Raw genomic sequence first — 23,258 nt, 5'->3', positions numbered from 1 at the left:
CCTCCTCTCTCGCTCAGGACTGCAGATCGCCGTTCACGTACAGCGCCAGGATGTCGCGTATCGCGCTGTTGGCCGGCGTCGGTACCCCGGCTGCCTGGCCCATGTCGGCGACCGCGCCGCTGAGCCACGGCAGTTCGAGTGGCTTGCAGCGCTTGAGGTCGCCGTGCATCGACGAGGTCATCTCCGCGGGCAGCGTGTCGCAGAAGCCCAGGCGGCCGTCGACGAAGTTGTCCGCGAAAGTCACGCCCTGCGCGCGTCCGACAGCGACCGTCTCGGCGATCACTTGGCGCAGGAAGGCACGCGTCGTCCTGTTCGAGCGAATCGGGCCGATAGGCTGGCGGATCGATGCCGTGGTGCCCGACAGGCCCACGAGGAACACGAACTTCTCCCATGTCAGGCGCCGGATGTCGTCGCTGATTTGTGCATCGATGCCGGCGCGCACGCAGGCCGCGAGAAAGCGCTCGGCGCGCTCGGAGCGCTGCCCGTCGAGCTCGCCGAACACCAGCTTCTGCATCGTGCCGGTATGGACGATCTCGCCCGGCTCGCCGATCACGGCCGCGATGTAGCAGACGCCGCCCATCACGGCCTCGGCGCCGAGCGTGCGGGTGAGCAGATCGTCCTTGCCCACGCCATTCTGGAACGACACCACCGCCGTGCCGGGCCCGAGCAGCGGCTTGAGCGACTGCACGGCGGACTCGGTGTCCCAGAGCTTGACCGACATCAGCACGATGTCCACCGGGCCGATGTCGGCCGGCGTGTCGGTTGCCTTCACGTCCTTCAGGTGCAGGTCGCCGAGCGCGCTGCTGACGCGCAGGCCGTCCTGCCGCATGGCCGCGAGGTGTGATCCGCGCGCGATGAAGGCCACGTCCTCACCGCCGGCGGCCAAGCGCGCGCCGAAATAGCCGCCGAGGCCGCCCGCACCCATGATTGCGATCTTCATGATTCCGTTCCTTGTGTTGCCGCGCCGCATGGACGCCATGTGAAGCCCCGGAGATCGTAGGGACGGGCCGCTCGCCGCCGCAACGCGAATCTGCGCGCGATTCCGTCTATCGGAATCCGGGTTCCGGGATTCGGCATCCACGCGAATTCGGCGTGGCGATGCGTTTTCCCTTCGATCAAAGTGTGCGTTCGGTCCGGCGCGATGTCATGCGCGGGGCCATCGAGCCGCGCGCATGTGCCTATCGTCGCCGGCCGATGGACAAGGCGGGTGCGCGGGCGATTCAATCGGCCGGCCCGGCGGAGATGTCCTGCCCACGACGACGAGACGGAGACACGCGATGAACAGACGACAGTGGATCCATGCCGCGCTCTGCGGTGCCGCCATGGCCCTTCCGGCCGCTAGCAGCGCCGCCGCGGGCACCTACCCCGAGCGCCCCATCACGCTCGTGGTGGCGTACACGCAGGGCGGGCCGACCGACATCGGCGCGCGCCTCTTCGCGGCGAAGCTCGGCGAGGTCCTCCGGCAGAGCGTGATCGTGGACAACCGTGCGGGCGCCGCCGGCCGTATCGGCACCGAGTACGTGGCGCGCGCCAAGGCCGATGGCTACACGCTGCTCTTCGCGAACTCGACGACGCACGGCCTGTTGTCGGCATCCACGCAGCCGCTGCCCTACGACCCGGTCGCGAGCTTCACGCCGATCGCCCCTCTGTTCCAGTACACCTCGGCGCTGGTGTGCAACCCGCGCCTGCCGGCGCGCAACATGGAAGAGCTGGTCGCCTACGCGAAATCACGGCCGCAGGGACTGAGCTACGGCAGCCCGGGCATCGGCACCGGCTCGCACTTTGCCGCCGAGGCCTTCGGCGCGGCCTACGGCGTCCGGATGCTGCATGTGCCCTACAAGGGCAGCGCGCCCGCGCTGCAGGCCGTGATGGCGGGCGACGTCGACTGCAGCTTCGATGGCGCGGCGCGCGCGCAGATCGCGGCCGGCAGTGTGCGCGGCATGGCCACCACCAGCATTCGCCGCGATCCGACCTACGACCACCTGCCTACGCTCGACGAGGAAGGCATGCGCGGCTTCGACCTCGTGACGTGGCAGGCCCTGCTGGGCCCCGCAGTCTTGCCGAAGGACGTGGCGCAGCGGCTCGCCGCCGCGACGGCCGAGGTCATGAAGTCCGAAGCCTTCGTCGCGCGCCTGCGCGAGCTGGGCTTCAACCCCGTGCCGGGCGGCGCCAGCGACCTGGCCGGGATGATCGGCGTCGAGGTTGCGAAGTACCGCAAGCTGGCGCACGACCTGAAGATCAGCTTCGACTGAAGCGAGGGAGCACGAACGATGAAGCTGGATCTGGCCCCGGAGGACCTGGCATTTCGCGACGAGGTGGCCGCATGGGTGGCGTCGAACCTGCCGCGGGACATCGCCGCCAAGGTGCACGGCGGGCTGCGGCTGGAGAAGTCCGACATGCAGCGCTGGGCGCGCATCCTGGGTGCGCGCGGGTGGCATGGCGTCGCCTGGCCGCGCGAGTTCGGTGGACCGGGGTGGACGCCGCTGCAGCGCCATCTCTTCGCCGAGGTCTGCGCGCTGGCCGGCGCGCCGGGCATCGTGCCTTTCGGGCCGGTGATGGTCGCGCCGGTGCTGATGGCCTTCGGCACGCCCGGGCAGCAGCAGCAGCACCTGCCCGGCATCATGAGCGGCGAGGTCTGGTGGAGCCAGGGCTACAGCGAACCCGGCGCAGGCTCCGACCTCGCTTCGCTGAAGACGCGCGCCGAGCGGCGCGGCGACCGCTACATCGTCAACGGGCAGAAGACCTGGACCACGCTCGGGCAGCATGGGGACTGGATGTTCTGCCTCGTGCGGACGTCCAACGAAGGGTCCCCGCAGGCGGGCATCAGCTTTCTGCTGATCGACATGAAGTCGCCGGGCGTCACGGTACGGCCGATCATCACGCTCGACGGCGAGCACACGATCAACGACGTGTTTCTCGACGATGTCGACGTGCCGGTGGACCAGCGCGTCGGCGACGAGAACGCGGGCTGGACCTGCGCGAAATTCCTGCTTGGCCACGAGCGCACCAACATCGCCGACGTGGCGCGCACCAAGCGCGAACTGGTCCGGCTCAAGCGGATCGCCCGCGCCGAGGGCGTGTGGGACGACGCACGCTTTCGCGACCAGGTCGCGCTGCTCGAAGTCGAGGTGGTCGCGCTGGAGATGACCGTGCTGCGCGCGCTGGGCGCCTCCGGACGCCACGGTGCGCGGCCGCTCGACGTGGCCGGCGTGCTCAAGATCCGCGGCAGCGAGATCCAGCAGCGCTACACCGAATTGATGATGCTCGCGGCGGGACCTTCCGCCCTGCCGTTCGTCCACGAGGCCATGGATGCGGGCTGGCAGGGCGACGCGGCCGGTCTGGCCGTGCACTGCCTGCCGCTGGCCGGCGCCTACTTCAGCCATCGAAAGACCAGTATCTACGGCGGGACCAACGAAGTGCAACGCAACATCATCGCGCGGCAGGTGTTCGGCCACTGAACCTACGAGGACGACACGCATGGACTTCGAACTCAGCGAGGAGCAGCAGGCACTGCGCGAGGCGGTTCGGCGCTGGGCCGAGCGCGCCCATGGTGCCGAGCAGCATCGGCGCATCGCGCGCGAAGGCGGCTTCTCGCCCGCGACGTGGCAAGGCCTGGCCGGCATGGGCCTGACCGCGCTTGTCATTCCGACGTCCGAGGAAGGAATGGGCCTCGGCGCGGTGGAGGCGATGGTTGTCATGGAAGAACTGGGCCGTGCGATGGTGCGGGTGCCGTTCCTGGAGGCCGCGCTGATGGCGCCGCTGGCATTCGCGCAGGCGCCCGCGCAGGTGCGTGCTGAATGGATGCCGCGCATGGCGGCCGGCGCTGCGATGGTCGTGCCCGCGCTCCAGGAACGTGGAGTGCGTCATGCCTTGCATCCGACACGGATGCGTGCGACCCGATCCGGCAAGGGTTGGCGTCTGCACGGGATAAGCAGCCAGGTGCCATGCGGGGATCATGCCGACGCCTTCGTGGTGATTGCCCGGCTCGGTGAAAGCAACGATGCCGGCCTCTTCCTCATCGAACGGACACATGCGGGCGTGCGCGCCCACGGCTATCCGACACAGGACGGCGGTCGCGCCGCCGAGGTCGCGTTCGAGGATTGCATCGCCACCGCGATCTGTCCTCCGTCGTCCACCGATGCGTTGCTGGCACAGATGCGCGACACAGGCATCGCTGCCATCGCGGCGGAGGCCGTCGGCGCCATGGAGGCGCTGTTCGCGATGACCGTGGCCCATCTCGACCTGCGGCGCCAGTTCGGCGCGCCGCTGTCGTCTTTCCAGGCATTGCGGCACCGCATCGCCGATTGCCACGTTCAACTGGAGCTGGCGCGCTCCATGAGCTGCTACGCCACGCTGTGCCTCGACAGCAGCGGGGAGCGCCGCCGCATCGCCGCCGCGCGCACCAAGGTGCAGCTTGGCCATTCGATGCGCTTCGTCGGGCAGCAGTGCATCCAGCTGCACGGCGGCATCGGCGTGACCGATGAATGCGCCGCGTCGCACTACTTCAAGCGCCTGACCTGCCTGGAGCTGATGCTGGGTGACACGCTGCACCACCTGGGCCGGGTGGCCGATGCGATGAACGACAGCGCGGACGTGCTCGGCTGAGGCAGTCCGTCATGCGTTCACCCCGGATGCACGACCACATCAGAGGATCATCGTCGACGCGCTACGCACCATCTCGACCAGCTTCGGCCCCACCTTGCCGATGATCTTCTCCTTGGGCAGCAGATTCGACGGACCCGCGCAGGTCACGCCGTACACATGCTGGCCGTCGCGCGAAACCAGCGGCACGCCGACCGCGTGGATGCCTTCCTGCCAGCCGCCCAGCACTGCGCAGAACCCGGTCTCGCGAACCTGCGCGATCGAGGCCTCTATCGCACGGCGGTTCTTGCTCCATTCGCGTGGCCATGCAAGCCGCAGCAACCGCAGCGTGTGGGCGAGTTCGTCGGGCAGCAGTCCCGCGAGGTAGGCGTGGCCCATCGCGGTCGTCGTGATCGGCACTCGTGCGCCTACCGTCACGTGGACGCCCATGCGGATCGCGCGGCAGCGGCACTGCTCGATGTAGAGCATGTTCAGGTCGTCGATGGTGCCGACCGAACAGCCGGCCATCGCGAAGTCCGCCACCTCCTGCAGATAAGGGCGGATCAGCTCGCGGATCTCGTAGTTCGCCAGAAAGGTGAAGCCCAGGTCCAGCACCGCGCTCGTCAGGCGGTACTTGCGGTCCGGCGTCGTGCGCAGGTAGCCCAACTCCACTAGCGTCGCGGTGAAGCGCGCCACCGTCGGGCGCGGCATGCCCGTGCGCTCCGACAGTTCCTTATTCCCCAGCACGTCGTGGTTGGGCTCGAAGCAGCGAAGGATCTCGAAGCCCTTGCGCAGCGACTGCACCGTCTCGGGCGCGGCGGGTTCAGCGCGCGGTGTCGTGGATCGTGAAGGCATGAGGCAATGAATCGCGTCGGCGCGCACTCGTGGGGACGCCATCCATCCTACGAACCTGCGCCGCGCGCCTTGACAGTGAAAGCCCTCGTTCGGTGAATCCGCGCTGCTTCAGCCGGCCTTGAGTCCCATCGGCCCTTCGCGGAAGATTTCCGTCGGCATGAGCCGCAACCGATCCGCCACCGCGATGCCCGCACGACAGCGCGCGAGCACGTCGCGCACGGGATCCAGCCCCGGGGCGATCTCGGTCATGGTGAGCCGGCCGTCGCGTAGTTCGAACACCGCGCGCTCGGTCACGTAGGTCACCTGGATGCCCTGCCGCTGCGCATACGCGCCGTTAAAGCTCAGGTGCTCGACTTCTTCCAGCAGCTTGGGCACGTCGCCCTCGCGCTCGATGTGCAGCGTGCCGTCCTGCGCCTTTATCCGCAGCCCGCCGCCGCTGAACGCGCCCATCAGCACCACGCGCCGCGCGCTCTGCGAGATGTTGATGAAGCCGCCGATCCCGGCCAGGGTGCCGCCGAAGCGGCTCACGTTGACGTTGCCCCGGCTGTCGAGCTGCGCCATGCCGAGGAAGGCGATGTCGATGCCACCGCCGTCGTAGAAGTCGAACATCGCGGCCTGATCGATGATGGCCTGCGGGTACGCGCTCGCACCGAAGCTCAGGCCCAGCGCCGGTGTGCCGCCGATCGGGCCGGCCTCGAGCGTGAGCGTGATGTTGTCCAGCCCTTCGGCGCGCGCCGCGATGCCGATGCCGGCCGGCATGCCGGCTCCGAGATTGACCACGGGGCGCTTCAACGGCAGCAGTTCCATCACCGCGCGCCGCTGGATGATGCTGCGCACGTCCAGTGGCGGGGGCGCAGCGGGCGCAGCGGGCGCGGGCCCGGCATGCATCGCTGCCTGCGTGTAGGCCGGGTTCATTTCCTCCGCGTAGGTCATCCAGTGGTCCGCCGGATCCTCGGTCAGCACGATGTGGTCCACCAGGATGCCCGGCACTCGGACCAGGTTGGGGTCCAGCGTGCCTGCGGGCACGATGCGCTTGACCTGCGCGATCACGATGCCGCCGCTGTTGTGCGCGGCCTGCGCGTTGACCAGCAGATCCTGGTGGAAGGGCTCGTGCTCCGTCGTGAGGTTGCCGTGCTCGTCCGCCGTGGTCGCGCGGATGAGCGCGACATGCACCGGCAGCGTCGGGAAGAACAGATGCTCGTCGTCGCCGATCTTCATCAATTGCACGATGGGTGGCGAATCGGGGGTCAGCCGGCCGCCATCGATGCGCGGATCGACGAACGTGTGCAGGCCCACGCGCGTGATGACGCCCGGCTTGCCGCCGGCCGTTGCGCGATACAGGTGCGCGATCACGCCCTGCGGCCAGTTGTACGCATGCACCGCGTTGCGCGCGACCAGCGCACCCAGCCGCGGCGCCGCCATCCAGTGGCTGCCGATGATGCGCGTCGTCATGCCTTCGTTGCCGAAGTGATTGACGCCGCGATGCATGCGGTCGCCCTGGCCGGCTGCGTACATGAGCGTGAGGCCGCGCGGGGAGCCGGTCGCGAGAAAGCGCTTCTCCAGCGCCGCGGTGACGGCTTCGGGATGCCCCGCGCCTACGAAGCCAGCGCAGACCACCGTGGTCCCGTCCTCGACGAGTTCCGCCGCCTGTGCGGCGGTGATGATGCGGCTGGCCGTTTGCGTACGAAACGGACGTTCTTTCGCGGCAGTGCACGCGGGGGCGACGGTCATGAGTCTGTCTCCTTCGACGGGCTGAGGGCTGTGCGGATTGAAGCGTCTCGCCTTGGGCCTGTCCATCGGCCCGGAAAAATGGTGACATGTCGGCGCCATGATGGGCCTTCTTCGTTGCGCCGCGGCCTGGTCTCACAGCAGGAGCTCGATGAGCGAAGGCCATTCGTCCGTATTGACTTTTCGCATCGCATCCGCGAACTGGCCCAGGGCCGACACACGGCAGGCTGGAACACCATGCCCCGATCATGGTCACGTTCAGACTCCGTGCGCGATGGTCCACGGAGACTAGAGCGTATACATCGCACTGCCATCCTGGTTCCGTCAGCAACCCACGCCGAACGTTGATAGCATCCAGCAGCGCCGTGATTGCCTGTCTGGCGTTGGCCCGCTACACAATCACTTCAATCAGGCTGGGCCCTCCGGATGACAACGAACGTCGCATTGCATCCGCGAATTGCCCGAGCGTCGAGACGCGGCACGCCGGCAGTCCGTGACCGGCCGCCAGCGCCACCCAGTCGAGCGCGGGCCGGTCGAGGCTGAGCATGTCGCTGGCCCGCTGGCCCGGCGAGCCGGCGCCGACCTGCGCGTATTCGCCGCGCAGGATCTGGTAGCTGCGGTTCGCGAAGACCACCACCGTCACGTCGAGGCTCTCGCGCGCCATCGTCCAAAGCGCTTGCAGCGTGTACATCGCGCTGCCATCGCCTTCGAGCGCGATCACCTTACGGTCCGGTGCCGCAATGGCGGCGCCGACCGCGACCGGCAGGCCGAAGCCGATCGAGCCGCCCATATTGGTCAGCCAGTCGTGCGGCGCGGCGTCACGTGTCGTCTGGTCGAAGGCGCGACCGGTGCTGACCGCTTCATCCACGACGATGGCGTTCTCCGGAATCAGCGTGGCGAGCAGCGTGCCGATCGATGCTGGCGTGAGAGGTCCTTCTTCATGCTGCGGCGTTGCGACGAGGCGCGTGCAAGTCACGGGCTGGACGCGCATCGCGCCGAGTTCCTCGCACAACATGCGAAGTGCCTCGGCGGGGTCTTGCGCGTGCGTCGACAGCGTCGTGAACTTCGCTTGCGGTGATGAGAGTCGGCCGGGCTTGTCGGGGTAGCCGAAGAATGCGACCGGTTCGACCGCATTGACCAGGACGATGTGCTCGAAGCGCGACAGCACTTCAACCGCACCCTGCACCGCGTAGGGAAGCCGAGGGATCGCGACCCGGCCTGCGCCGCGCTCGATGCGCTCGGCATAGAACTCGGACATCACCGCGCAGCCGGTGGCCGCCGCGATGCGACCCGCCCATTCAGTGGCCCGCGCCCGCACCGCGCGTCCGCCGAGCAGCAGCATCGTGGCGCTGCCATGGTCCTTCAGGATGCGCGTCGCGGCGATCACGGTGTCCTGCCCGACGGCGCGGGGCTCTGGCTCGCGTACCGCACCGAGCCCCGGCGGCGGCGTGTCGACGGTCGACCACGCCATGTCCGCCGGAAGTGCCAGCGTCGCGATGCGGCCGGGACGGCCCGAGGCCTGCGCAACCGCCTCCCTACCATCGTTCGCAATGGCATCTGTGCTGCGCACCGTGTGCACCCAGTGGGACATCGGCCGCGCCAGCCCTTCGATGTCCGAAGTGAGCGGCGCATCGAGCGCAAGGTGTGTCGTGGCATGCTCGCCGACCACGTTGACGATGCCCGAACGTGCCTTCTTCGCGTTGTGCAGGTTGGCGAGACCGTTGGCGAGCCCCGGTCCCAGATGCAGCAGCGTGGCTGCGGGACGATCGGCCATCCGGTAGTAGCCGTCTGCCGCGCCGGTCACCACGCCCTCGAAAAGGCCGAGCACGCATCGCATGCCCTCGATGCGGTCGAGTGCCGAGACGAAGTGCATCTCGGAGGTTCCGGGGTTGGCGAAGCAGGTGTCCACGCCAGCATCGAGCAGGGTGTGCACCAGTGATTCAGCGCCGTTCATTCAAATATCTCCTGATCCTGTGTCGCGACGATTGAAGCACGGTCGTGCGAGGCTTCGCCATCGGATTCATTGATGGCGCCATTGACCGACCGCCATGGCGACCGGGGGCCGCAGCGCCTAGATTCCATCGACCCTGATTCAACTCAAACCGGAGACATTCATGCCCACGCTCAACCCGACACCCGCCGAAATGGAAAGGCGCATCGTGCGCGCCAAGACCATCCAGCCGAAGAAGCGCCGCTTCGAAGCCAGCGGCGGCATTCCCGCCAAGGCGCTGGAATCGATCGCCGCCGACTCGATCTATCTCTACATGGCGCCCGGCGAAGGCGTCGGTGCAACCAGCCAGAACCCCGGCGTCGTCGGCTTTCCGGGCCTGACCGTCAACGTGTGCCGCTGCCCGGTCGGGCAGGGGCCGGACCTGCATGCGCATGCGCGCACGCTCGAAACCTTCATGTGCCTGAGCGGCCAGTTCGAGGTGCTGTGGGGCGATGAAGGCCAGTACAAGACGGTGCTGGACGAGCACGACATGATCTCGGTGCCGCCGAACGTGATGCGCGCCTTCCGCAACAGCGGCAAGACGCCCGAAGCGGTGCTCCTCGTGCTCATCCAGGGCGAGAACCGCGACATGGCGGCCGACGTGCAGTACGCGCCGGCCACGGGCGAGAAGATCGAGCGCGACTTCGGCACCGACGTGCGCCATCGCATCGAGGAAATGGGCTGGCGCTTCGATGCGGTGCTCGGCAGCAAGGCCGGTGAGGCAGCCTGAGATGCGGCGCCGATTCTTCCGCGCGCTTGTATCGCTTGCGGCGCTGGCGGCAACTGGGTCCGCACTGGCGCAGGGTGGCTATCCGGAGCGCCCGATCAGGCTGATCGTTGCCTTCGCGGCTGGCAGCGTCACTGACATCATGGGGCGAGCCTATGGAGAACAGCTCAGGGACCAGCTCGGCCAGCCGATCGTGGTCGACAACCGGCCCGGCGCGACGGGCGCGATTGGCGCGGACCTCGTCGCCAAGGCACCCGCTGATGGATACACGCTGCTGCTCAACTCCAGTGCGATGGTGATCAATCCGTGGGTGAAGAAGCAGCCCTTCGATTTCCGCAAGGACCTCGTGCCCGTGGCGCGCGCCGCCAATTCGGTCTATCTGCTCACAGTCAATCCGTCGCTGCCGATCCGCAACCTCAGCGAGTTCATCGACTACGCGAAAAAGAATCCCGGCAAGCTGCTGTGCGCGACCTACGGCATCGCGTCACCACCCCATCTGGCCCTGGAGCTCCTGAAGAAGGAGGCCGGCATCGATGTGGTGCATGTGCCCTACAAGACCTTCGCTCAGGCCTTGCCCGATTTGATTTCAGGACAGTTGTCGTGCAGCCTCGACCCGCCGACCATTCCGCTCCAGCAGGTGGCGGCCGGCAAGATTCGGGCGGTGGCGCAGACGGGAAATGCACCGATGGAAGGACACCCCGAAGTGGACGCCATCGGCCAGCGCTTTCCAGCGGCGACGGTGGTGGGCTGGCAGGCGGTCTTCGCGCCGGCCGCGACGCCGGCGCCTGTGCTCGCGAAGCTACGCACCGAGTGGCAGAAGGCGCTGGCGAGCCCTGCGGTGCAGAAGACGATCCGGGACGCGGGCTTCGAGGCGTCCAAGGGATCGCTCGACGACTTCACGAAGGAGATCGGCGCCGACTACGAGAAGTTCGGCCGCGTGATCCGCGACAACAACATCCAGCTCGATTGAGATCCATGCCACAAGAAATCCTGAACGATCTTCCGCAGCCCAAGGCGCTGGCCGTCGAACGAGCGGGCGCCGTAGTGCCCACGGTGTACTGGCAGCCTGCGGGTGAATGCCGCGGCGTGGTGCTGGCCTGCCACGGCGGCAGCGGTCACAAGAAATCCAATGCGATCCTCATGATTGCGCGGGCCTGCTTGCCGCGCGGCCTCGCGGTGCTTGCGATCGACGGACCGGTGCAAGGCGATCGTCGCAGCGACGGCGACCTTGACCCGGGTACCGCGCGGCAGAGTTTTCGCGAGGCCTGGCGTGCAGGCGTCGGCCGCACGGGCATGGGCGAGGACATGCGCGCGGCGCTCGATGCGTTGCAGCGCGTGCCCGGCTTCGGCGAACTGCCGGTGGGCTATGTCGGCGTTTCGATGGGCACGGCCTACGGCATTCCGATGCTGGCCGTCGAGCGTCGTGTGCGCGCCGCCGCCATCGGCCTGTGGAGCACCACGTACGCCGCGAGCGAGCACCTGGCCGGATTCGCGCAAGAGATGCGATGCGACGTGTGGTTCACCCAGCAGTGGGACGATGAGTTCTTCGACCGCGAAGGCACCTTCGCGCTCTTCGATGCCATCGGCTCGCCGGACAAGCGCCTTGTCGCCTACCCCGGACCGCATCGCGAGCTGGAAGGCGAGCGGCTCACCGACGCGATCGGGTTCGTCGCCGGCCGGCTGCTCGGGCAGTAGTTCAGACGCTCGGCCGCTTCGAGAGCTTGCGGCCGATGTCGCGCAACGATTCGCGCATCCACTTGTGCGCGGGATCGTGATGTAGTCGCTCGTGCCACACCATACTCACGTCCACGCTCGGCACCTTGAAGGGCAGCGGCAGCAGCTGGATCGGCAGCGAGCGCGCCGCAGCCCGGGCCATGTGCTCGGGCACTACCGCAAGCAGGTCTGATCCTGCGACGACGTCGGGCAGCAGCGTGAGGCTGGACACGAGCAATGTCACTGGTCGCGAATGACCCAAGGCTTCGAGGGCTTCGTCCACCATCGCTTCCATGGTGGCATGCGCGACCGGAGGTGCGCCCCAGCGCGCATGCTGCGAGCTGGCGAAGTCCTCGATGCTCACCTTGCCCTTGACCACGGGATGCCCCTGCCGCGCGATGCACAGGAGCTTCTGCGGATAGAGCACCGTCTGCCGAAGCTCGGAAGGCGGGGAGCGCACAAAGGAGAGTGCGAGATCGAAATCCCCATCGCGCAGGTATTCCGAAAGACGACGCGGATCGCCAGGCTGCACCGTGAAGCGCATGTGCGGCGCATCGGAAGTCACCAGCGCCATCATCTCGGGCAGCAGGGTGCGCGAGATGCCGTCCGAAGCCATGATGCGCCAGCGCGCCTGCGAGGTCGCCGGATCGAAATGCGCGGCCTCGAATCCACGGCCGTCGAGCATGTCGGTGATCTCGCGTACCCGCCGGATCAGGTCCAGTGCACGCGGCGTGGGTTCCATGCCGGTCGTCGTCTTCACGAGCAGCACATCCTTGAACACTTCGCGCAGGCGCGCGAGCGCGGTCGACATCGCAGGCTGGCCGATGCCCATGCGCTCGGCGGCGCGGGTGACGTGGCGTTCCTCGACGAGTGCCTGGAGGTATTGAAGATGCTGGAACGTCAGCCGATTCAGCGAAGGCTGACTCGTCTCCTGCCGATTCCCGTTGGACATGTCTCTTTCCTTTTTCGATCGTGGCAGCGTCTTGCACTGTACAGGCGGCCTGCATTGACGGCGGTGAATGGCGCATTGAACGGCAGCCATGGCGGAGGGGGGGCATGGCCGGTCCAATCGAGGCACTTCCACAGGAGACCGTTGATGAATACATCCCTCGCTGCCCGCCCGGGCGCACTCAGCGCCGATCAGATGAGCCGGCAGTTCGCAGCATTTCCCGGCTATCGCGGGAATCAGTCCGCACCGGCTGCGCGGTTCGCTGCCGAGGCCACCCAACTCTGGGGCGGCCCGCTGACGCCGATGATGTCTGCGGCTGCTTGCGAGGGGCGCTTCTCGAACGCGGCGCTGGCCTGCCCACCGACTGCTTGCACCGGCGCGATCGAGTTGGTCGCCGGCGCCCGATCGCAGCCGTGGCGCAACCCCGATGCGATCGAAAACCTCGTATGCGTGGCGGGCAGTGTCGACGTCGCGTTTGGCCCGGAACTCGCGGACTCGATCGCGCTCGGCTTGTGGGACATGGTCTCCTTGCCGGCAGGCGTGCGCCATGAGATCCGCAACGGTGGCGGCTCGCCCGCGCGCCTTGTCGCGGTGCTGAGCGTTGCACCTGACGGCAGCTACGACGCGGTGTTCGATGTATCGGCCGCTCCCGGCATCACCGATGAGGCCCGCACTGCGCTCGGCGTGCGTTTCGACGAAGACAAGGGCGATGCCATCGACCCCGCCGTTCTCGCTGGCCGCACCACGCGCTTCGCGACGCTCGTGCCGTACAAGAAGGATCTGAACCGCACTGGCGGGCTCCCGCCCGAAGCCACGATGCGCCTTTCGGCCGGCTCGGTCTTTCCGCTGATCGTCCCTGAAGGCCATATCGGCCGCTCGCGCACTGCGCCGATGCATGGCAACCAGGGGCTGTACATCTCGATCGCCGAATGCTCCGCTGGCGATGACGGCCCACCGCCGCATGCGCATTCGGACACGCAGGAATCCTTCTATGTGCTCGACGGCAGCTTCGATATCTGCACCGGGTTTGACAACGAAAGCACGGTGCCTGCGCGCCCGAACGATCTGTTCGCGGTGCCGAACAAGGTGATGCGCACCTTCAGGAACACCAGCGGCAAACCGGCGCGGCTGCTCGTCATCATCCAGGGGCCGGACCGCATGCAGGACACGGTCTCCTTCTCGCGCAGCATCGGCGAGGAGTTCAAGGTGCGATTCGGCGAGGAAATCATCGGCAAGTACGCGGACATCCGCATGACTTTCGACGCCGAGGAAAGGCTCGGGGCATGAAGCGCCTGCACACATCGGTTCGGCTATCTGCGCGTGCTGGTGATGCTCAAGCGCGAAGGCTGGGCGGTCGGCAAGAAGCGGGTCTATCGCCTGTACCGGCTGGAGGGATTGCAGCTTCGCATGAAGGTCAAACGCCGCAAGCGAATCAGCCTGCTGCGCGGCCGACCGGCCGATGCAGGATGCGCGGGAGAAGTTGAAGGCTTGGCAACATGACTACAACCATCACCGCCCGCACAGCTCGCTCGGCCACCTGACCCCGAGTGAGTTCGTCAAAAAGAGGTCAGAGAACGAAGCCGGAAGCCGCCCGACTCCAGTTTAGAAATGACCGGATTCGGGGGAGACGTCACCCGGGAGGACCGGGCGCGGCAGTCTAGGAGATTCTGTAACGGCCGCGCAACCTGGGGTAACGCGAGGTATCCGGCACTGGAGGCTGGGAGCCTAGATCAGTCCTCGCAAGCGGCGTTGTGCCCGGTCGAGTCCGACGACGAGGCGGTTCTCGATGCTTTCGGCTTCGGTGATCCGTTCGTCGAACCATTCAGCCTCCGGACTTGCCACCTGCGACATCCGCTGCAGCATGGCGCCGATGAGCGCGTTGTGGTCCTTGATCAGCCCGTCCCAGAGATCGATGTCTGCCTGGGCGCCTTGTATTTCCACGTAGCTGGCCGTCATCTTTGTCTCCTGTGCCCGTGTGGGCCGGAGCGTAGCACCGGGCCCGGCGGGGCCAAAGAAAAACGCCGGGGAGCGGCAAGGCTTCCCGGCGTCTTGCGGATTGTGGATTCGCCCCTCGTCTTGCGGTTGCGAATCGCGGGCTTCAAGGGCACGATATCGCGACATTGCCGAGCAGGGTCGACACCTTCGTTGTCGTCCGCGGCACTGGCGAAACCGCACGACGACGCCGATGTTCTTCCTCTGGCCTGACGTCTTCTGGTTGCTGATGCTGCTTCCGCTGCTGCCGGTGGCCTACGTGTGGTTGCTGCGGCGCCGCAGCAAAGCGGCGCTGCGCTTCAGCAGTCTGAGCCTCGTGCGCGGCGCGGCGCGGCACTCATGGCGGCGGCATCTGCCGCCGGCGCTCTTTCTTCTGGCACTCGTGGGATTGATCTTTGCGGCGGCCGTCCGGTGGCTCGCGTGCCGCTGCCGTGGATGCGCTCCTCGGTGATGCTGGCGATCGACATATCGCTCAGCATGCGTGTCAGCGACGTCAAGCCCACCCGGATCGCGGCGGCGCAAGAGGCCGCGAAATCATTCCTGCTCGAGCTGCCGAAGAACATCGAAGTGGGCCTCGTGACCTTCGCGGGCAGCGGCCAGGTCGCGCAGCGCATGACGCTCGATCGCGAGGCGCTCATCACCAGCATCGACGGCATCCAGATGCAGATGGGCACCGCGATCGGGAACGGGATCGTGCTGTGCCTTGCGGAGCTCTTCCCGGACCAGGGCATCCAGCTCGACGACTTCGACAACCCCAGCACACGCTACGGACGCAGCCTCGACCAGAAGGAGAAGAAACCGGTCAAGGACTTCACGCCGGTGGCGCCGGGCTCCTACGACTCCGCCGCGATCATCCTCCTGAGCGACGGCCGCCGCACCACCGGCGTCGACACGCTGGAAGCCGCGAAGATGGCCGCCGATCGCGGCGTGCGCATCTACGTGATCGGTCTGGGCACGGTCGACGGCGACGTCCCCACGCCCGATGGCCTGGCGATCTACATGCAACTCGACGAGCCCACGCTGCGCGAAGTGGCGCGCATGACCGCCGGCGAATATCACCACGCAGGCACCGCGGAGACGCTGCGCAGCGTCTACCAGAACCTCGGCTCGCGCGTGCAGGTGCTGACGCGAGAGACGGAAATGTCCGGCGTGGTCACACTGATCTCGGCGGTGTTCGCGATTGCGGCGGGTGTGCTGTCGTTCGTGTGGTTCGGGCGCGCGGGTTAAAGCGGACTCACGTCTCCTGGCCGAACAACCGCGCGATTCCTCCGCGCAGGTGCGCTTCCATGGCTCGCCGTGCGCCGTCAGCATCCTTGCGCTCGATCGCGTGCTCCACGGCCGCATGTTCCAGGCACACACCCGCCCGGCGCTCGCCCTGCGGGCGTCCGGCGAGGCTGCGTGACAGGCCGATGCTGAAACGCGTCTGCGGTGCCAGCGCCGTCATCGTCATGCTGAAGAAGCGATTGCCGCACGCCTGGGCCACTGCGTCGTGAAAGGCAACGTCTTCCTCGACGGCATCGCTGCCAACCGCCAGCGCCTGATCGAAGCGCTCGCGGCAACGGCGGATGTGGTGCATCTCGTCGGCGGTGCGCATGAGTGCTGCGCGGGCCGCGGCTTCGCCTTCCATGAAGCAGCGGAATTCCAGGAAGGCGCGGATGTCCGCGATGTTCTTCAGCGTGCTCAGCGAGATGGGCTTGGCCTGCGGCAGGGCATCGGTGACGAAGTTGCCCGAGCCTTTGCGCACGTAGATGCGGCCCTCTTCGCGCAAGCGCGCAAGCGCCTGGCGCAGCACCGGACGCGACACGCCGAGACGCTGCGACAGGGCGGTCTCGCCGGGCAGGCGTGCACGCGGCTCGAAGCCCGGCGTGCCCAGCAACTGCAGCAAGTCTTCGTAGACCTTGTCGCCGAGCAGGCGGTCCGCCTTGGGCGCTTGAGGGGTTGGGGCGGTGGCGCCTGAAACGCTTGTTTTCATGTGACAGCTATTTACAGGGAAATCGTGAGACGTTTATGGATTCAGAGAGGAACACAATTCTCGCAAGGTCAGAGCGACCAAGAAATTCCCCTCAAAGATATAAAAAGCTGTAAATCATGTCAATCATCCGCTGCCTCCGAACCTACCGGCTGCCGGACCGGCCCAGCCTGATCTGGCTTGAACTCGAAACGAGCGATGGCCTCGTCGGCCTCGGCGAGACCTTCCGCGGCGCGGTGTCGGTAGAGACCTGCCTCCACGATGAACTCGCGCCCTGGCTGTTGGGGCGCGATGCACGGCACATCGAGGGCATCTCGCGCCACCTGCTCACGCCCTATGTGGGCTACAACGGCTCTGGGGTCGAAGTGCGTTCGGCCAGCGCGGTCGACATCGCCTTGTGGGACCTCGCAGGCCAGCGGCAGGGCGTGCCGATCCACGAGGCGCTGGGTGGTGCGGCGCGCGAGAGCGTGCCGGTCTACAACACCTGCGCGGGCTACGCCTACAACAGCACGGGCAAGCGTCGCGACATCGGCAACGAGGACAAGCCGCAAGGTCCCTACGACGATCAGGTCGCCTTCATGCACGACGCGGGCGAACTCGCGCGCAGCCTGCTTGACGAGGGCTACAAGGCCATGAAGATCTGGCCTTTCGACATCTACGCGCCCAAGAGCGGTGGCCATCTCATCAGCCTGCCCGATCTCGAGAAGGGCCTCGAGCCATTTCGCAAGATCCGCGAGGCAGTCGGCAATCGCATCGAGGTGATGTGCGAGCTGCACAGCCTCTTCGGCGGCCACTCGGCCTTGCGCATCTGCCAGGCGCTGGAGGACTACAACGTCTTCTGGGTCGAAGATCCGCTGTGCAAGATGGACGACCACGTCGCGCTCGCCGACCTGCGGCGCCGCACGCGCGTGCCGGTGTGCGGCAGCGAGACGCTGGGTGGCCTGCGTCCCTTCCGCGACCTGCTCGCCAACGATGCGCTCGACGTGGTGATGCTGGACCTCGCGTGGTGCGGCGGCTTCAGCGAAGGGCGCAAGATCGCCGCGCTGGCGCAGGCCTACAACCGACCGTTGGCACCGCACGATTGCACCGGCCCGGTCACGCTGATGGCGGGCTTGCAGATGGCGCTGCACGCGCCGACGGCGATCTACCAGGAGGTGGTGCGCGCCACGCTGGCAACCTGGTACCGCGACATCGTCACGGACCTGCCGGTGATCCGCGAAGGCATGGCGCAGCCCACCGTGGCCGCGGGGCTGGGCACGCGCCTGAAGGACAGCTTCAAGCAGCAGCCCGGCCTCATCGTTCGCGAAAGCCGCTAGCCATGCACATCCAGATCGTCGGGCTCCATGCGCCCAACGCGCCGCGTCTGCGCAAACTCCTCGGGCCTGACCATGAGGTCGAAGCGCTCCAGGCCCTTCCGGAAGCCGGCGCGATCCAGTCGGACGTCGTCATCAGCAACAGCATCAACGCGGACGAAGCGCCCCGCCTGCGCTGCCGATTGGTCCACGTGCCCGGCGCCGGGTCGGAACAGATCGCCTGCCAGTCGCTGCCTTCGGGCACCACGGTCTGCAACGTGCATGGCCACGAAGTGCCGATTGCGGAGTTCACGCTTCACGCGATCCTGGAGCACAGCCTGCAGCTCTGGCAGGTCCCCGCGCGCCTGGACGCGGATGCGTGGGCGAAGGTCTATGCGAACCGGCCGCAGCATGACGAGGCGCACGGAAAGACGCTTGCCATCGTGGGGTTCGGTCACATCGGGCAGGAGATCGCGCGCCGCGCACGGGCCCTTGGCATGCATGTGATCGCGGTGACGCGCAGCGGCAAGCCCGGTTCGGCGGAATTGGCCGACGAGTTCGTTGCGGTGTCGGCGCTCGACGAAGTGCTCCCTCGCGCGCAGTTCCTCGTGATCTGCTGTCCCCTCGACGACAGCACCCGCGGACTGATCGGCGCGCGCCAGCTCGCGCTGCTGCCCGCAGAGGCGCTGCTGGTCAATGTCGCGCGCGCCGAGGTCGTCGACGAGCTGGCCTTGTACGAAGCCCTGCGCGACAAGCGTCTCGGGCGCGCAGTGCTCGACGTCTGGTATCAGTACCCGAAGAAGGGCCAGCCGCCGGTGAATCCATCGCGCTGGCCGTTGCACGAACTGCCCAACGTCCGCGCCACGCCCCACATCTCGGCCATGACGCCGGCGCTGCTCGACCGGCGCTACCGCTTCATGGCGGACAACATCGTGCGGCTGCAGCAGGGGCAGCCGCTGCTCAACGTCATCTTCCGGGCGCCCTGATCGCGCGCCACTTCGCCACTTCCTTCGCGTCCACACATCACGGAGATATCGATGCAAGCCGAGACTTCCACCATCCCATTCGTCCCCGCCATGGCGCGGCGCGCGCTGCTCGGCATCGCTGCCGCGGCGATGCTGGCCGGTGCGACGCTGCCGGTTCATGCAACGGACGCGGCGGCGAACTATCCCAGCAAGATGATCCGCATCATTGTTCCCAACCCGCCTGGAGGTACATCCGACGTGCTTGGCCGCCTGCTCGCCAAGGAGCTGGGCGACACCTTCAAGCAGACGGTCATCGTGGACAACAAGGCCGGCGGCAACGGTCATATCGGTGCGGCATACGTCGCCAAGTCCGCGCCGGACGGCTACACGCTGCTGCTGCTCGACATGAGCGTGCTGACCATCGGCCCGAGCGTTGTGGCGCAGCTCACCTACAACCCAGAGAAGGACCTCGCGCCCATCGCGATCCCGGCGTATTCGCCGCACCTGCTTGTGGTCCGCAAGGACCTGCCGGTGAAGAATATCGATGAACTCGCCGCATATGCCAAGAAGAGCGGCAAGCCGGTCAGCTTCGGCACGCCGCTGGCTTCCATCAGCCAGCTCGCGGGCATCCTGCTCGCGCAGAACCGCGGCTTCGAGTTCAACGTCATCGGGTACAAGGGCGGCTCGCAGGCCCTGGCCGATCTCTCGGGCGGGCAGATCGACAGCGCGATGGCGAGCGTGGTGGCCACCAACCAGCTCGCGCAGAGCGGCAAGGTCAAGGCGATCGCGGTCACGAGCGCGAAGCCGTTCGCGGCGACGCCGGGCGTACCGACGGTCGCATCGCAGATTCCCGACTTCGTCACCGGCTCCTGGCAGGGGCTGCTCGCGCCCGCCAACACGCCGCCAGCCATCCTCGACAAGCTGCAGGCAGCCGTTCAGAAGATCGTGGCGCAGCCCGAGTTCGCCAAGCACCTGCAGGACCTGGGCTCCGAACCGTCGCCGATGACGCGTCAGCAGATCGCCGAATGGATGCGCGCCGAGTCGCAGCGCTGGGGCAAGGTGGTCAAGGACAACAACATCAAGGCGGAGTGAGGGCGCTGCGCACGAGCAGCACGGCGAGCGCGATCATGGTCAGGCCCACGAGACCGTCGAGCATCTGCCAGGCCTTCGGCCGTGCGAACCAGGGCGCGAGCCATCGCGCGCCGTAGCCCAGAAGCCCGAACCAGAAGAGGCTCGCCGCGCTCGCGCCGGCCACGAACCAGCCTCGCAAGTCCACAGGTTGCTGGGCGCCGATGCTGCCGACCAGCAGCACGGTGTCGAGGTACACATGCGGGTTCAGCAGCGTGAAGGCGGCCGCTTGCGCCAGCACGGCGGCACGACCGACCGAGCCTGATCCTTCCGCCGCCTGCAGGCTGTGCGCGCGGCGCGCACGTCGCAGCGCCTGCACGCCATAGGCAGCAAGAAAGGCTGCGCCGGCCAATGCAAGCGCGCGAGACAGGCCGGGACGATCCCCTAGCGCATGTGCCATGCCGAGTACACCCGCCGCGATCAGCACGCCATCCGCTACCGCGCAGAACAGCACCACGCTGCCCACGTGCTCGCGCCGCAGGCCCTGCCGCAGCACGAAGGCGTTCTGCGCGCCGATCGCGACGATGAGCCCGAACGAAAGGGCGAGCCCCTGGATGAAGACGGGGAAGGCGAGGGACACGTCGCCCTACGCGCCGCGCACCCGCGCGCCCGGCGCGATGGTCGGCGGCGAAGCGTTCAGCGCATCGATCGCGAAGCCGGCCGCGGCCTTGTAGCGCGCCATGAAGGCTTCGCGTTCGGCCGCCGGAATGACCTTCTCGATGTCGTCGAACACGCCGCCGCAGCGCTCGTCCACCAGCCCCAGGATGCCGAACGGACCCGCGCCGCGATTGCGCAGCACCAGCGCCGAGATGTCGGCGCAGAGCTGGTCGTTGTAGGCATCGAGGGCCGCAGGCGTCGCGCCGTGCGCCAGCACCGCCGCGCCCAGCACGCGCGCATCGACGATGGCCTGGCTGGCGCCGTTGGAGCCCACCGGATACATCACGTGCGCTGCATCGCCGAGCAGCGTGACGCGGCCGTCCACCCAGGTGGGCACCGGGTCGCGGTCGATCATGGGGTATTCGAAGACCTCCTTCGCGCCGCGCAGCATCGCGGGCACGTCGAGCCAGTCGTAGTTCCAGCCTTCGAAGTGCTGGATGAAGTCGTCCACCGAAACGCGGCGGTTCCAGTCGCCCTGCGTCCAGCCGTCGGAGTTGTCGACCGTGATCTCGGCGATCCAGTTGATGGTGGCCAGCCCCGTCGCCGGATCGGGCGGCGAGATCGGATAGAGCACCACGCGATGCCGCAGCGAACCGACGCCGACGAAGGACGCGCCACTGCGAATCGGCACGCCCGGGGTCGTGCCGCGCCACAGGATCGCGCCGCCCCATTGGATGGGTGGCTGGCCGGGGTGCATCTGCGCGCGCACCGCCGAATGCAGGCCGTCCGCTGCGATCAGCAGGCGGCCTGCGATTTCCTTGCGCTGCCCGTCGCGCGTCTCGACGAACGCAGTCACGCCGCCCTCGTCATTGCGATAGCCGGCGACCCGGTGGCCCACCCGGACCGCATCGGGGCCAAGGCGTTCGAGCGCCGTGCGGTAGAGCAGCATCTGCAACTGCCCGCGATGCACCGAATACTGCGGCCAGCGGTAGCCCGCGAGCAGCCCGCGGGGCTCCGAATAGATGTCGTTGCCGTTGCGCCCGACCAGCGCTCATTCACGCGCCTGGATGCCGATGCCGTCGAGCGCGCGGTCGTCGATGCCGAGGTCGTACAGCTCGCGCACCGCGTTGGGCTGCAGGTTGATGCCGACGCCCAGCGGCTGCAGCTCGGGGACGGCCTCGAACACGATGCAGGGCACGCCGATCTGATGCAGGGTGAGCGCGAGGGCGATGCCCCCGATGCCGCCGCCGGCAATGAGCACCGGACGGGAATCGAACGAATGAGTCATGGCGCGGATTGTCGAGGAAGCACCATGCCGGCCTGTTCGATGGCGGCGATGAGATCGCCCGTATGGAGCATCGCGTCTCGCGCGCGGTGCGCCGTGTCGTACTGGTTCAGCGTCGCGCGCAGCCGCGGCTCGTGCGGCAGGGCGTCCCAGACGGCCATCAGGCTGGCGTGCAGCGGCGTGGCGCCGTCGGCCAGCGCGCAGGCGAAGGCAAGGCTGGCCGCTTCCGAGAGCAGCACGGCCTTGGCCGCCGCACCGAGCAGCGTGGGACGCGATTCGGTCGGCGCCGGACAGAGATAGATCACCGGCTCCGGCAGCGATGGGCCGAGCGGTTCGAGCGCGCGCAGCGAACGGCCGCGCAACCGCACGGCGCCATCGACCGAGGAGAAGGTGAACGACGCATCGCCGTCCGCCTGTGCAAGCCGCGCGAGTCCTCGGAGCAGGCGCGGCATGTCGGATGTGACGGCGGCAGGCGCCGCCTTGACCTCGGCCAGCAGCACGACGTCGCAGAGACCGTCATCGACGCTCTGCACGATCGCCGCGTCCCACTCCTCCTTGGACCGGTCGCCACCGCCGGACAGCTCCCGCGGCGTGAGCAGGGTGCGCAGCACCCGGTACGGACCGCGTTGATCGCCCTCCAGTTCGTTCAGGTAGGCGGCCACCTGGCGAAGGGCCGCTGCCGCCGCATGCTCGGCCTGCGCGCCCTCGCGCGCGGCGGCTCGGCCCTGGTCGAGCGCGATATCGCTCCCCGCCGGCGGCACACGACGGGCGCGCAGTGCGCGATAGCGCTGGACCGGTTCCAGCATCGCCATCGCCTCCGCCCGGATGCGCCGCTGCAACGCGGGGTGAGTCGCGAGATCCCGCAGGCTGCTGCGCAGTGTCGCTTCGTCTTCGTTCAGCGACGTGACCAGGGATTCGGCCTTCAGCGCCAGCGCGCGCCATTCGCCGGCCGCGACAAGCGCATGCAGGTGCGACAAGGCGTCACGCCGCTCGCCCTCGGCCATGTCGCGGAGCTTGCCGGGATGCGCGAAGGCATCGACCGCCGTACGCAGCGTCCGCGCGTCGGCTGTTGCGGAACTCTCGATCTGCACCCAGTCGCGAACCTGCTTGTCGCGGGACTGCAGCACCTGCGCCTGGAAGACCGGATCGCCGCCGTCGGGCGTCATCGTGCGCCGGATCAGCGCGGCCAGCGCGATGGTGAAGGCTTCGCCATGCGATGCCGGCAGCGGGGAGCTGCGCTCCGCGGCGACGCGCGCGGATTCGATCGTGAAAGCGAGCGTGGCCTCGGTGCCCGCGGCGACCGCCGCTTCGAGACCCGTTGGCAGCGGTGGTGCCCGGTATCGCCGCGGCACCGCGCGCAGGAGCGCACGCAGCGCTGCCTGGGGTCGGTCATCCGATACCGGGGACGTTTGCACGGAAGTCTCCAAGTCTGCTTCCCCGCGGCGCATGGGCCACGGGCGCGTTGCATTGTCGCTGCGGGAGCAGGC

21 protein-coding genes and 3 pseudogenes are annotated in these 23,258 nt (G+C 67.7%); 14 read left to right on the top strand and 10 right to left on the bottom strand.

Annotation, left to right across the window (positions count from 1 at the left end):
• Positions 1-13: 13 nt before the first annotated feature.
• Positions 14-940 (bottom strand): ketopantoate reductase family protein, encoded by a 927-nt coding sequence (locus tag FHW64_RS15605; protein WP_184527709.1) that lies wholly within the window; start codon positions 938-940, stop codon positions 14-16.
• 337 nt (positions 941-1,277) lie between these two features.
• On the opposite strand from FHW64_RS15605, the gene FHW64_RS15600 reads away from it, so the two are divergent.
• From FHW64_RS15600 to FHW64_RS15590, 3 genes are read left to right on the top strand one after another with little or no spacing between them, the layout of a single operon-like run.
• Positions 1,278-2,252: a tripartite tricarboxylate transporter substrate binding protein gene (locus FHW64_RS15600; RefSeq protein WP_184527707.1), complete on the top strand. Its 975-nt coding sequence runs from the start codon at positions 1,278-1,280 to the stop codon at positions 2,250-2,252.
• 18 nt (positions 2,253-2,270) lie between these two features.
• Positions 2,271-3,458, top strand: a complete 1,188-nt coding sequence (locus FHW64_RS15595) for an acyl-CoA dehydrogenase family protein (RefSeq protein ID WP_184527705.1) — start codon at positions 2,271-2,273, stop codon at positions 3,456-3,458.
• Between the two features lie 19 nt (positions 3,459-3,477).
• Positions 3,478-4,605: an acyl-CoA dehydrogenase family protein gene (locus tag FHW64_RS15590; RefSeq protein WP_184527703.1), complete on the top strand. Its 1,128-nt coding sequence runs from the start codon at positions 3,478-3,480 to the stop codon at positions 4,603-4,605.
• Positions 4,606-4,644: 39 nt separating this feature from the next.
• On the opposite strand, the gene FHW64_RS15585 is transcribed toward FHW64_RS15590, so the two are convergent.
• The 3 genes from FHW64_RS15585 to FHW64_RS15575 all read right to left on the bottom strand — a co-directional run bounded on the left by FHW64_RS15585 (position 4,645) and on the right by FHW64_RS15575 (position 9,118).
• A complete protein-coding gene (locus tag FHW64_RS15585; RefSeq protein WP_184527701.1) occupies positions 4,645-5,436 on the bottom strand; it encodes an IclR family transcriptional regulator in 792 nt (263 codons plus the stop codon).
• A 108-nt stretch (positions 5,437-5,544) separates the two neighbouring features.
• Positions 5,545-7,167 (bottom strand): acyl CoA:acetate/3-ketoacid CoA transferase, encoded by a 1,623-nt coding sequence (locus FHW64_RS15580; RefSeq protein ID WP_184527699.1) that lies wholly within the window; start codon positions 7,165-7,167, stop codon positions 5,545-5,547.
• Between the two features lie 388 nt (positions 7,168-7,555).
• Complete coding sequence (locus tag FHW64_RS15575) at positions 7,556-9,118, bottom strand: acetolactate synthase large subunit (protein ID WP_184527697.1); 1,563 nt, start codon at positions 9,116-9,118, stop codon at positions 7,556-7,558.
• A gap of 160 nt (positions 9,119-9,278) precedes the next feature.
• Between FHW64_RS15575 and FHW64_RS15570 the strand changes: the two genes are divergently transcribed.
• The 3 genes from FHW64_RS15570 to FHW64_RS15560 are packed head-to-tail and all read left to right on the top strand — an operon-like array spanning position 9,279 to position 11,576.
• Positions 9,279-9,884 (top strand): cupin domain-containing protein, encoded by a 606-nt coding sequence (locus tag FHW64_RS15570; RefSeq protein ID WP_184527695.1) that lies wholly within the window; start codon positions 9,279-9,281, stop codon positions 9,882-9,884.
• A 1-nt stretch (position 9,885) separates the two neighbouring features.
• A complete protein-coding gene (locus FHW64_RS15565; protein WP_184527693.1) occupies positions 9,886-10,851 on the top strand; it encodes a tripartite tricarboxylate transporter substrate binding protein in 966 nt (321 codons plus the stop codon).
• A gap of 5 nt (positions 10,852-10,856) precedes the next feature.
• The gene (locus tag FHW64_RS15560; RefSeq protein WP_184527691.1) at positions 10,857-11,576 is read left to right on the top strand and encodes an alpha/beta hydrolase; all 720 of its coding nucleotides are present in this window, start codon (positions 10,857-10,859) and stop codon (positions 11,574-11,576) included.
• A 1-nt stretch (position 11,577) separates the two neighbouring features.
• Here FHW64_RS15560 and FHW64_RS15555 read toward each other — a convergent pair whose 3' ends face one another.
• A complete protein-coding gene (locus FHW64_RS15555) occupies positions 11,578-12,546 on the bottom strand; it encodes a LysR family transcriptional regulator (RefSeq protein ID WP_184527689.1) in 969 nt (322 codons plus the stop codon).
• A 144-nt stretch (positions 12,547-12,690) separates the two neighbouring features.
• Between FHW64_RS15555 and FHW64_RS15550 the strand changes: the two genes are divergently transcribed.
• The 3 genes and pseudogenes from FHW64_RS15550 to FHW64_RS34450 all read left to right on the top strand — a co-directional run.
• Positions 12,691-13,830: a cupin domain-containing protein gene (locus tag FHW64_RS15550; RefSeq protein WP_184527687.1), complete on the top strand. Its 1,140-nt coding sequence runs from the start codon at positions 12,691-12,693 to the stop codon at positions 13,828-13,830.
• 15 nt (positions 13,831-13,845) lie between these two features.
• Positions 13,846-14,022, top strand: a pseudogene (locus FHW64_RS34455) (IS3 family transposase); the annotation flags it as partial.
• Positions 14,003-14,107, top strand: a pseudogene (locus FHW64_RS34450) (integrase core domain-containing protein); the annotation flags it as partial. The pseudogenes FHW64_RS34455 and FHW64_RS34450, both read left to right, overlap by 20 nt.
• 161 nt (positions 14,108-14,268) lie before the next feature.
• On the opposite strand, the gene FHW64_RS15535 reads toward FHW64_RS34450, so the two are convergent.
• On the bottom strand, positions 14,269-14,499 hold the full coding sequence (locus FHW64_RS15535; protein WP_184527681.1) for a hypothetical protein: 231 nt from the start codon (positions 14,497-14,499) through the stop codon (positions 14,269-14,271).
• A gap of 229 nt (positions 14,500-14,728) precedes the next feature.
• On the opposite strand from FHW64_RS15535, the gene FHW64_RS34740 reads away from it, so the two are divergent.
• Positions 14,729-14,986 (top strand): BatA domain-containing protein, encoded by a 258-nt coding sequence (locus FHW64_RS34740; RefSeq protein WP_311733310.1) that lies wholly within the window; start codon positions 14,729-14,731, stop codon positions 14,984-14,986.
• Complete coding sequence (locus tag FHW64_RS15530) at positions 14,947-15,762, top strand: VWA domain-containing protein (protein ID WP_311733309.1); 816 nt, start codon at positions 14,947-14,949, stop codon at positions 15,760-15,762. The genes FHW64_RS34740 and FHW64_RS15530 overlap by 40 nt, the downstream gene beginning before the upstream one ends.
• Before the next feature lie 7 nt (positions 15,763-15,769).
• Here the strand turns inward: FHW64_RS15530 and FHW64_RS15525 are convergent, their stop codons facing one another.
• Entirely contained in the window at positions 15,770-16,507 is a 738-nt protein-coding gene (locus FHW64_RS15525) for a FadR/GntR family transcriptional regulator (RefSeq protein WP_184527679.1), read from the bottom strand.
• 116 nt (positions 16,508-16,623) lie between these two features.
• On the opposite strand from FHW64_RS15525, the gene FHW64_RS15520 reads away from it, so the two are divergent.
• From FHW64_RS15520 to FHW64_RS15510, 3 genes are read left to right on the top strand one after another with little or no spacing between them, the layout of a single operon-like run.
• Positions 16,624-17,820, top strand: coding sequence for a mandelate racemase/muconate lactonizing enzyme family protein (locus tag FHW64_RS15520; protein ID WP_184527677.1), 1,197 nt, complete (start codon positions 16,624-16,626; stop codon positions 17,818-17,820).
• A 2-nt stretch (positions 17,821-17,822) separates the two neighbouring features.
• Positions 17,823-18,782: a 2-hydroxyacid dehydrogenase gene (locus FHW64_RS15515; protein WP_184527675.1), complete on the top strand. Its 960-nt coding sequence runs from the start codon at positions 17,823-17,825 to the stop codon at positions 18,780-18,782.
• 51 nt (positions 18,783-18,833) lie between these two features.
• Positions 18,834-19,853 (top strand): tripartite tricarboxylate transporter substrate binding protein, encoded by a 1,020-nt coding sequence (locus FHW64_RS15510; protein ID WP_184527674.1) that lies wholly within the window; start codon positions 18,834-18,836, stop codon positions 19,851-19,853.
• Here the strand turns inward: FHW64_RS15510 and FHW64_RS15505 are convergent.
• The 3 genes and pseudogenes from FHW64_RS15505 to FHW64_RS15495 form a co-directional block, all read right to left on the bottom strand.
• The gene (locus FHW64_RS15505; protein WP_184527672.1) at positions 19,840-20,469 is read right to left on the bottom strand and encodes a LysE/ArgO family amino acid transporter; all 630 of its coding nucleotides are present in this window, start codon (positions 20,467-20,469) and stop codon (positions 19,840-19,842) included. The two genes, FHW64_RS15510 and FHW64_RS15505, sit on opposite strands and share 14 nt — an antisense overlap.
• 6 nt (positions 20,470-20,475) lie before the next feature.
• Positions 20,476-21,774, bottom strand: a pseudogene (locus tag FHW64_RS15500) (flavin-dependent oxidoreductase).
• Positions 21,771-23,186, bottom strand: coding sequence for a hypothetical protein (locus FHW64_RS15495; RefSeq protein ID WP_184527670.1), 1,416 nt, complete (start codon positions 23,184-23,186; stop codon positions 21,771-21,773). The pseudogene FHW64_RS15500 and the gene FHW64_RS15495 overlap by 4 nt, the downstream one beginning before the upstream one ends.
• Between the last annotated feature and the right edge of the window lie 72 nt (positions 23,187-23,258).

Origin of the sequence: Variovorax sp. Sphag1AA (assembly GCF_014192575.1) — a bacterium.
Taxonomy (GTDB): domain Bacteria; phylum Pseudomonadota; class Gammaproteobacteria; order Burkholderiales; family Burkholderiaceae_C; genus Variovorax.
Note: the sequence above shows the minus strand (reverse complement) of the source record. Positions and strands in the feature narration are given on the sequence as shown.